Here is an 8,806-nt window from a genome sequence, read left to right as displayed (position 1 = left end):
TACCGCGACCTGGCAATTGGTGACCTTGCCCAGCCGTCCGCTATATTGGCGGGTCACGCCCACCGAATGATCGCCCTTCTTGGCAAAGCTCGTGTCATCGACGATCCAAGCCTCGATCGGGCCACTGGCTTCGATCGCCGGCAGGACAAGCTCGCGCACTTTGCTGAGCACGGCCGCGTCAGACCACTTCGCCTGGCTCACCAGATGCATCAGAGATTGATGCTTGGCCGAGACATGGCCCGGTGCCACCACCGCTGCCATCGGTTCCACGCTCTTGCGCTCGCCAGGTAGCAGCAGGCCCGTGCAATAGTCCTTGAACGGCACAGCACGATCCGCTCGACCAAGAGCCAACGTCAACTCATTGACATACTTACTAAAACGATCCTCACCTGCGTCGATGTTCTGGGTCATTCGAGCCGCCAATTCGCTTCTTGAGACGAATCACAACCCTACCAAATCTCACACGCGCGCGAATCTCCTAAAATCGTGACTCAGTAGAATTCAGAGACTGACTCAAAAGTCGTGTAGAATCCGAGGGAGGCGCAGATTTTGTCATACCTGGGCTTGCCCCGGGTATCCTGGCACCACTTCTCCAGCGTTTGGGCATCCCTAGATTGCCGGGACAAGCCCGGCAATGACAAAAAATTGGGGTTCCGCCGACTTTTCAGTCAGGCTCTGAAGACCCGCCCCCCTCCCTATCCTCCTCGCGCCGTCAGCGTCGCTTTCCGGCAATTCTTCGGCGCGCTTGGGCGGCGAGCCGGGCGCGGTCTCCCCTATGACAGGCGGATCGAATTCCGGGAGAGCGCCATGACCGAGGCCGTCGACACCACCACGCATACCGAAGCCCCTTCCGCCTCGCGCCGTGGCCGTGATGCCCGCCGGGCCGCGCGGGTGCAGCGCGGCGGCGTGTCGATCCCCTATATCACCCGCAACATCCCCCTCACCGAGGTGCTCTCCGAAGAGGCGATGCAGATCATCGAGCACAATGCCGAGACGCTGCTGGAGGAAATCGGCCTGGAGTTCCGCGACTATCCCCGCGCGATCGAGCTGCTCAAGGGCGCCGGCTGCGACATCAAGGGCGAGCGCGTGCGCTTTCCCCGCGGCCTTGCCCGCAAGCTGATCCAGACGGCGCCGCAGCAATACACCCAGCACGCCCGCAATTCCGAGCGCAGCGTCGTCATCGGCGGCAACAACACGGTGTTCGCGCCCAATTACGGCTCGCCCTTCGTGCATGACCTCGACAAGGGCCGCCGCTACGGCACCATCGAGGACTTCCGCAATTTCGTGAAGATGGCCTATGCCAACCCCTATGTGCATCATTCGGGTGGCACGGTGTGCGAGCCGGTCGACCTGCCGGTGAACAAGCGCCATCTCGAGATGGTCTATGCCCATATGCGCCTCTCCGACAAGCCCTTCATGGGCTCGGTCACGGCGCCCGAGCGCGCGCAGGACACGGTCGACATGGCCAAGATCCTGTTCGGCGAGGATTTCATCCAACAGAACACCGTCTGCACCAGCCTGATCAACGCCAATTCGCCGATGGTATGGGACAACACCATGCTCGGCGCGGCCGATGTCTACGCCCAGAACAACCAGGCCTGCATCATCACCCCCTTCATCCTCTCTGGCGCCATGAGCCCGGTGACGGTGGCGGGCACGCTGACGCAGGTTCTGGCCGAGGTTCTGGCCGGCATCTCCTTCCTGCAGCTGGTGCGCCCCGGCGCCCCGGCGATCTTCGGCACCTTCGTCTCGACGCTTTCCATGCAGTCGGGCGCGCCGACCTTCGGCACCCCGGAAGCCGCGCTGTGCATCTACGGCGCCGGCCAGCTCGCCCGCCGCATGAAGCTGCCCTTCCGCTCGGGCGGCTCGCTCTGCGCCTCCAAGATCCCGGATGCCCAGGCGGCCTATGAGAGCGCCAACACGCTGCTGCCCGCCATGTTCGGCGGCGTCAACTTCATGCTGCATTCGGCCGGCTGGCTCGAAGGCGGCCTCTCGGCCTCCTACGAGAAGTTCGTGATGGACTTCGACCAGCTCGGCGCCATGCATGTGCTGGCCAAGGGCGTCGACATGTCCGAGAACGGGCAGGCCATGGACGCCTTCCACCAGGTGGAACCCGGCGGCCACTTCCTCGGCTGCGCCCACACCCAGGCCAATTTCGAGACCGCCTTCTACCGCTCCACCGTGGCCGACAACAATTCGGTCGAGCAGTGGGAAGCCGAGGGCAAGCAGGACGCCGCCCAGCGCGCCAACAAGATCTGGAAGAAGACGCTGGCCGACTACGAGGCGCCCGCCATCGATCCGGGCACCGACGAGGCCCTGCGCGACTTCATCGAACGCAAGAAGGCCTCGATGCCCGACGCGATGTACTGAGCCTTTCGGGGATCAGGACCTTCGACGCCGCTCCTTTGGGGGCGGCGTTTTGTTTTTGGGATGTGGCTCAGCGCAGGAAAGCGAATCTGGCCAGCACCAGCATGGCCCACCAGAACAACACTTTGAGGATCCACGGCAGTTGCCATTGCCACATGATGCACATGCATGGATCGTATGGATTGCCCCTGCATAGAGACAAGCAAGGCCTCGGGCTCGACAGCGTTCCCGATATTCACGGCCTGATCGTTACGGGCTACGGCACAGATATACCACAGTACAACCATTGCCTTATCTTCGTTCCATGAATTCTATATATTCAATATTTTCTAAAGTACAGACTTAAAATTCGAATATTATATAACAAATCTCTGTCATTATTTTGAATAATACGACCATGTGCCATAAAATAACTTCATGTCGACTTGGCATCTCTGCAATCGCGCCCCTTCGCTTCTACGCAATATTTTTACACCCAATCTTGTGGATATATCTCAAGCCGCGAACAAGTGCTTGCTTACTGTACGTATCCATGCCTAGAGCATAGATCGTGAGCTTGATTGGAAGCTTCACTGCGATACCAACTATTACAAAAAGAAACCGGCTATCAAGCCGCAAGGGAATTGGGATCTCCACCAATTTTCCCCTGCGGCAACACAGAAAAAGAAACGATCATGAAACAGCTCGTATTTGTCGCCCTGGCAGGTGTGGCCCTCGCCAGTTGCTCGACCGTGACGCGCGGCACGACCAACCAGATCCAGGTGGTCTCCACGCCGTCAGAGGCCCATGTGCAGACGTCGATAGGCAATTCCTGCACGACCCCCTGCACCTTCCAGGTCTCCCGCAAGAGCGAGTTCGTCGCCACCATCAGCAAGGAAGGCTATCAGCCGATGGACGTGCCGGTAAAAACCCGCGTGGCTGGGGCCGGCGCCGCCGGCTTTGCCGGCAACCTGCTGGTTGGCGGCGTGGTCGGCATGGGTGTCGACGCCGCAACCGGCGCCACGCTGGAGCAGTATCCCAATCCGATCACCGTCACCCTGCAGCCTGTCGCGACCGTCAAGGCGCCCGCCGCTCCGCACCCGAAGAGGCACAAGCGCGTCGCCAGCGCCAACGACGTCGTCGACCGCAGAAGCGGCCCGACGAGCTGATCCGGCCGCTGCTCGGCCGATGGAACTCATGTGGCGGCCGTTGGCCGCCACGCTCTTTTCGGAACCTCTACCCGCCGCAGGTGCTGGAACTGCAGCTACTCGAACTGCAACTGCTGCTGCTGCTGCAGCTTGACGACGAACTGTCGCTGCTCGACGAGCAGCTGCTTGTATTCGAATCGCCGCCGCCTCCAGCAAACCAGCCGGAATTGGCGGAAACGGGCGGGATCAGATAGGCGGCGAACACGCCGAGACCAAGCCCGATCAGCACGGTCCTGCCGCCCAACGCCACGCGGTAAGCAAGATCCGGGTCGTCGAGCCGCGCCTCGCCCCGGGCCAGGAAACGCTCGCGAGCGAGATCGCAGGCTTGTCGTCCCGCGGCGTTCACCAGAATCTTCCGCCGCAGGAGCAGGAAAATGCCGACCCCTGCCGCCACCAGCGTGCCCACCAGCAGCAGGACCGGCTTGTGATGCATGACACCGAAGGCCAGACGCACCAGGCCGAGCAGCAGGACGGGGCCCATGACCAGCAGCGCTACCTGGCGCGAGCGGCTGAGATCGTCCCAGGAAGGAATGAGGCTGGCATCGGCGAGATCCTGCTTGATCGCCGGCACGGCATTCTGGACCAGACCGGAATTCAGGCTCCGCGCCCCTGCGCCGATGCCGGCGATGACCACCCGCTCGACGGGATGGGCGGCCGGCGGCAGAGGCTTGGCCGGAATGATACTGTATCCCTCCATCACCACATGGTCGTTCACATAGAGCCGGGCCAGCGCGGTCTCGAAGACGCGCTGTACCCCGCCGGCGAGGAAGGCGAAGTGGTAGGGGCCGAGTCTTTCTGGTGCGATGGCGGGCTTGCGCGGCGGCAGCAGCACCCGGTTCTGCAGCAGCCAGGTCCCGGCGGCGGCGGCCAGCAGCAGGAGGATATAAAGGAACAGGAATTCCGGGCCCTGCATGGCATCGGGGCTGGAGGAATCATAGATCGCCGCGCAGCCCGGCACGGCGAGCACGGCCGCTATCAGGGCGAGGAGCCGGAACGGTCCTGTCAACAATGTCCGCAGGCGTGGCAGCGTCCGCCGTCGTTCCACCGGCCCAGCCGCTCCTTCAACCGGCGGCGCATCGGCATCGGGCCAGATATCGGCTGGCGGCGCCTCAGCGAAAAATCGCCGATAGGCCGCGAGAGTGGCGCGGTAGAGACGGCCGAATTGCAGGTCTTCCTCCACGCCACCGCGCCCCGGCTCGTGATGAAAGTCCTGGCCGAGCACGCCGGTGCAGAACTCGCCCCAATAGCGGCGCGTATCCATCAGATGGAGGTGCCAGGCCTCGTCCACCGCGCGCGAGGGACAGGCGCCGTGCCCGCTCGACAGGGCGATGGCGACAAAACGCTTATATTCCTCGACGACCCGCCGCGCCTTCTCCCGGCTCCAGCCGGTCTTGGCCGCCAGGCGCGCACTGAAGGGAAGGACGTCATCGGGGTTGTCGGGATCATAGGCCTCGAGCCGGGCCCAGAGAGCATGCAAAGCCGCATCCGGTTCCCTTGTGGGAAAGGCAACCCGAGCGCCAGGAACGTCCGTGTTCGACAAGAGCCACCGCAGCAATGGAAGACTATTCTATTGTAGCACCCTTCACTCGCCATGCGCTACTTGGGATAAGGAGCGTGTTACCAACGTAACATCGGCCGCCCGGCCTGCGGGAACGATGGCGATATCACCTGCAACCTCGTGTTGAAACGCACGGAAGTCATCGGCGCCCTCCGGCAAGATCTCTCCATCGAACAAGCGCAAGCCCGCGCAAAGACAGACAGATGGAAGACGACGATGTTCAAGAAGATCCTGACCGGTGCTCTGGTTGCCGCCACGCTGGCTGGCGCCGCCGTTGCCACCACCGGAACCGCTGAAGCCCGCTACGGCCGCAACGGCGCCTTCGCTGCCGGCGCTGGCATCGGCCTGATCGGCGGTCTGCTCGCCGGCGCCGCCTACAACAACAGCTACGGTTACTATGACGATTATCGCCCGGTCTATTATCGCCGCTGCCACATCGAGCGCCGCCAGGTTTCCGATTACTATGGCTGGCACTGGGAACGCGTGAAGGTCTGCTACTGAGTACCGGTTGCGTCCAGGTTGCTTTGCGTCGAAGGCCTCGCGAAAGCGGGGCCTTTCTGTTCTCCGGGGCACGGGCATCCTGCCCGTTCTTGAACCGCTGCGATTGCAGGATGAGAAGAACGGGCAGGATGCCCGTGCACCCGGATCGCCGATGGCTCCTACTCCGCCGCCAGCGGCAGACGGTTCTCCCGCCGCCAGGCAATGGGCGTCGTGCGGGTCACGCGCAGGAATTCGCGGTTGAAGTTGGATTTGCTGAGGAAGCCGGCCTCCATCATCACATTGATGACGCTCTCATCCGTGGCGGCGAGCAGGCGGCAGGCCTCCTCGATGCGGTGCTTGTTGACGTAATGCGACACGCTCATGCCGTGGATGCGGTTCACGGCCGAGGAGACGCGGCGGGCGGGCTGTCCGAGCTTGCGGGCAAGGCGGCCGAGATTGAGGTCGGTGTCGCGGTAGAGCTTCCGGCCCGCCATCAGCGCATCGAGCGCTGCGGCGACTTCGCGGTCCTCTTCCACCGTCTCCGGCACGATGGCCGGCATTCCGACGGGTTCTGATACCACAGGCCCCTGCGCCTCCTCCTCCGCTTTGCTCACGGTGCTCGACCCTGCCACCGAGGCGGCGGAGCCGAGGATCAGCAGGGCGACGACATTGGAGCCCGCCACGATCGCGGCTGCGTGGGCGCCGCCGAACAAGGCCACGTCGGCACTGATGGCAAGATCCGTCACCACCGAGGACAAGGTAGCGAAGGCCGTCAGCTGCAGCGAGCGGTAGGAGCGCAGCACGCCATCGAGACGTGGGGCCACGAGCCTGTCCGGGCCGCCATAAGCCAGCCACGCCAGCGCACTACCATAGCCAAGAAAGGTGAGGATCAGCACGAGGTCAACGGGCGCGCGCCAGGTGAAGATCAGCACGAGGGCGAGGAGGGTCGGCAGGAAATGCGGCCACGCCTTGTCCCAGCGCCAGCCGGTCTCCTCGACCGTCAGTGTGCGAAAGCTCAGCCAGGCCAGCGGTGGAGCGAGCGCCGCCAGCACGATCTGCAGCGGTATCACGGCCTTGAGCCCGTAGCCCCAGTGCAGGCCGATCACCACCGATTGCAGGACATAAAGGGTGAGCAGCAGGAAGAAGGGGTTGTCATGCCAGGCACGCTCGTCCTGTCGCAGCATCTGTACCAGCAGGATGAGGAAGAGCAGGGCGCAAACAAAGGGCAGAGGCAGGAAGATCATGGGTGTATCGTAATCCCGGCAGGCATCTCGGACCATCCCTTCCTGTCCCGGATCGCGTTCGCGCTCGACCCGGATCGCGATCGAGGTCTCGCTGCCGACGCCCCTGGTCTTAGCTGGCCGCCATCCCGTCACGGGAAGGAGAGCGGATATGAAAAGGATATGGATCGGCGCCGGCCTCGTCATCGCCGCCGTCTGGGCCCTGCCCAGCCAGGCCTGGACCTCGGCGAGCGAACTCGACGTCAGCAAGGTCACCGGCGTGGTCATCGAGGGCGAGGCGGCCCGCATCGACATCGCCACCGATGCCGGCGCGCCCTATAAGGCGGTGCTGCGCGGCCGCACCGAAGGCTGGTTCTCCTTCTGGTATTCGAGCTGGTCGGGTAATCGCTGCGAGCTCACCGGCGCCATGACGATCTCGGGATCGGAACTTCTGGTCAATACCGGCTCGCAATCCTGGTCGCTGTTCGATGATGACGAGGCCTGCGCCATCGAGCTCAACGTCAACCTGCCTGCGGGTGCCGCGGTGACGATCGACCAGAAAGCGACGATGTCGCGCCTCACGGGCGATTTCGGCACCCTCAAGGTGAAGAGCCATGCCGGCGACATCGTGCTGGACGGCCACGCCGGCAGCATCGACATCGAGGGCAATGCCGTGCAGGCCCGGCTGGCCTTCGACAGGGTGGAGCGCGACGAGACCATCGCAATCAGCGGCAACGCCCTCAATGCCGAGCTGAGCTTCCCGTCCGCCACGCCGGTCGACTACAGCGTGAACGGCAATGCCGCGCTGGTCGACAGCACGCTGGCGAGCACGCCGGGGGCAAAGCCGCAGGTGCGGATCAATGGGAATTTCTTGAGGGCAAGGATCCGGTAGGCGAAGCGCCAGAGCCGTTCCTGGGATCGCAGGCGTCTCGCCTGCTTCTTCTGTCCAGAGCGCCGACCGGAATTCGGTGTGCCGGTCTTCTCAGCTACATCGACTTTCAGTCGATGTAGCGGGTACGGCATGCCCTTGGCCTATGTGGAGAGATGCCGGTCTGAAGACCGGCACACCAATTCGCGCCCAATCCGCCCAACGCCCCGTTTCCAAGAGGCCGGCTGGAAAGCCGGCGCTCCTAGAGCAAAGCGCGTTTAGGCGCAAACGCTGCCTTGCTCTAACTCTTTGTTTCGACGCGTCTTTGCGATTCTTGCCGATTCCGTCAAATCGCAAAACGCTTTAGGCTCACCTCACCCCATAGCCCGACATGAACACCCGCACGGCCGACTCGGCCACGGCGCGGATGCGTTCCGGACTGGGGCTGGTCTTGGTGGCCATGAAGAACATCGGCTTCACCAGCGGGGCGTGCGACATCTCCAGGAACTGGGCAGCGGCGAGCTGGGTGTCGGAGATGTCGAGCTGGCCGGCGGCCACGCGCGTTTCGAGATATTCGGACAGGCGGTTGCGCGAATAGCAGGGGCCGCGCTCGTAGAAATGCTCGCCAAGCTCGGGCATGCGCTCGGCGATACCCATCACGGCGCGCATGGCCGAGACGATGCGAGGCTGGGTGATGAAGGTGGTGATCTCGATGGCGATGCGCAGCAGCACGGCCTCGATATCGGGCGAGGTCTTGAAGTCGAAATTGAAGATGCCCTCGACATGGGAGGCGCGCTCCTCGTCGATGATCACCGAGAACAGCCGCTCCTTGCTCTCGAAATAGACATAGAGCGTGCCCTTGGAGACGCCGGCCTCCTTGGCGATATCGTTCATGCTCGCGCCTTCGAAGCCCTGGGCCAGGAAGATCTTGCGGGCGCCGTCCAGGATCTGGCGGCTCTTGGCATTGTCGATAATCGGCAGAATCGTGGCCGACACTTTCGGCGACACCGAGCTTTCGGCGAGCATGGCGAAAAATCCATCCTGTTGTGACCGAACCGTTCGGTTCGATTTCTATTGCGTATCCCAGCAAGGCATGTTAGTCAACGCACAAATGACTGAACCGTTC

8 protein-coding genes are annotated in these 8,806 nt (G+C 63.0%); 4 read left to right on the top strand and 4 right to left on the bottom strand.

Annotated elements, in window-relative coordinates; genetic code table 11:
• Nucleotides 1-411 (bottom strand): transposase (locus QQL24_RS28165; protein ID WP_284315629.1); only part of this gene is annotated, 411 nt, incomplete at its 3' end.
• Nucleotides 412-807: 396 nt separating this feature from the next.
• Between QQL24_RS28165 and QQL24_RS28160 the strand changes: the two genes are divergently transcribed.
• Together QQL24_RS28160 and QQL24_RS28155 are read left to right on the top strand one after the other, a co-directional pair.
• Nucleotides 808-2,370 (top strand): trimethylamine methyltransferase family protein, encoded by a 1,563-nt coding sequence (locus tag QQL24_RS28160; protein ID WP_284315628.1) that lies wholly within the window; start codon nucleotides 808-810, stop codon nucleotides 2,368-2,370.
• A gap of 671 nt (nucleotides 2,371-3,041) precedes the next feature.
• Nucleotides 3,042-3,515: a translation initiation factor 2 gene (locus QQL24_RS28155; protein WP_284315627.1), complete on the top strand. Its 474-nt coding sequence runs from the start codon at nucleotides 3,042-3,044 to the stop codon at nucleotides 3,513-3,515.
• A gap of 67 nt (nucleotides 3,516-3,582) precedes the next feature.
• On the opposite strand, the gene QQL24_RS28150 is transcribed toward QQL24_RS28155, so the two are convergent.
• On the bottom strand, nucleotides 3,583-5,031 hold the full coding sequence (locus QQL24_RS28150; RefSeq protein WP_284315626.1) for a TIGR04222 domain-containing membrane protein: 1,449 nt from the start codon (nucleotides 5,029-5,031) through the stop codon (nucleotides 3,583-3,585).
• A gap of 297 nt (nucleotides 5,032-5,328) precedes the next feature.
• Here QQL24_RS28150 and QQL24_RS28145 point away from each other — a divergent pair, with 297 nt between their 5' ends.
• Entirely contained in the window at nucleotides 5,329-5,613 is a 285-nt protein-coding gene (locus tag QQL24_RS28145; RefSeq protein ID WP_284315625.1) for a hypothetical protein, read from the top strand.
• Between the two features lie 158 nt (nucleotides 5,614-5,771).
• On the opposite strand, the gene QQL24_RS28140 is transcribed toward QQL24_RS28145, so the two are convergent.
• Nucleotides 5,772-6,836: a helix-turn-helix domain-containing protein gene (locus QQL24_RS28140; protein ID WP_284315624.1), complete on the bottom strand. Its 1,065-nt coding sequence runs from the start codon at nucleotides 6,834-6,836 to the stop codon at nucleotides 5,772-5,774.
• Between the two features lie 148 nt (nucleotides 6,837-6,984).
• Here QQL24_RS28140 and QQL24_RS28135 point away from each other — a divergent pair, with 148 nt between their 5' ends.
• The gene (locus QQL24_RS28135; RefSeq protein ID WP_284315623.1) at nucleotides 6,985-7,704 is read left to right on the top strand and encodes a hypothetical protein; all 720 of its coding nucleotides are present in this window, start codon (nucleotides 6,985-6,987) and stop codon (nucleotides 7,702-7,704) included.
• A gap of 345 nt (nucleotides 7,705-8,049) precedes the next feature.
• Here the strand turns inward: QQL24_RS28135 and QQL24_RS28130 are convergent, their stop codons facing one another.
• A complete protein-coding gene (locus tag QQL24_RS28130) occupies nucleotides 8,050-8,706 on the bottom strand; it encodes a TetR/AcrR family transcriptional regulator (protein ID WP_284315622.1) in 657 nt (218 codons plus the stop codon).
• Nucleotides 8,707-8,806 lie beyond the last annotated feature (100 nt).

Source organism: Labrys miyagiensis (genome assembly GCF_030160835.1).
Classification (GTDB): Bacteria; Pseudomonadota; Alphaproteobacteria; order Rhizobiales; family Labraceae; genus Labrys; species Labrys miyagiensis.
Note: the sequence above shows the minus strand (reverse complement) of the source record. Positions and strands in the feature narration are given on the sequence as shown.

Bases quoted from the DNA above. Each gene is read 5' to 3' on its own strand.
- QQL24_RS28140 (WP_284315624.1), bottom strand. From the start codon at position 6,836: ATGATCTTCCTGCCTCTGCCCTTTGTTTGCGCCCTGCTCTTCCTCATC.
- QQL24_RS28155 (WP_284315627.1), top strand. From the start codon at position 3,042: ATGAAACAGCTCGTATTTGTCGCCCTGGCAGGTGTGGCCCTCGCCAGT.
- QQL24_RS28160 (WP_284315628.1), top strand. From the start codon at position 808: ATGACCGAGGCCGTCGACACCACCACGCATACCGAAGCCCCTTCCGCC.
- QQL24_RS28130 (WP_284315622.1), bottom strand. From the start codon at position 8,706: ATGCTCGCCGAAAGCTCGGTGTCGCCGAAAGTGTCGGCCACGATTCTG.
- QQL24_RS28145 (WP_284315625.1), top strand. From the start codon at position 5,329: ATGTTCAAGAAGATCCTGACCGGTGCTCTGGTTGCCGCCACGCTGGCT.
- QQL24_RS28135 (WP_284315623.1), top strand. From the start codon at position 6,985: ATGAAAAGGATATGGATCGGCGCCGGCCTCGTCATCGCCGCCGTCTGG.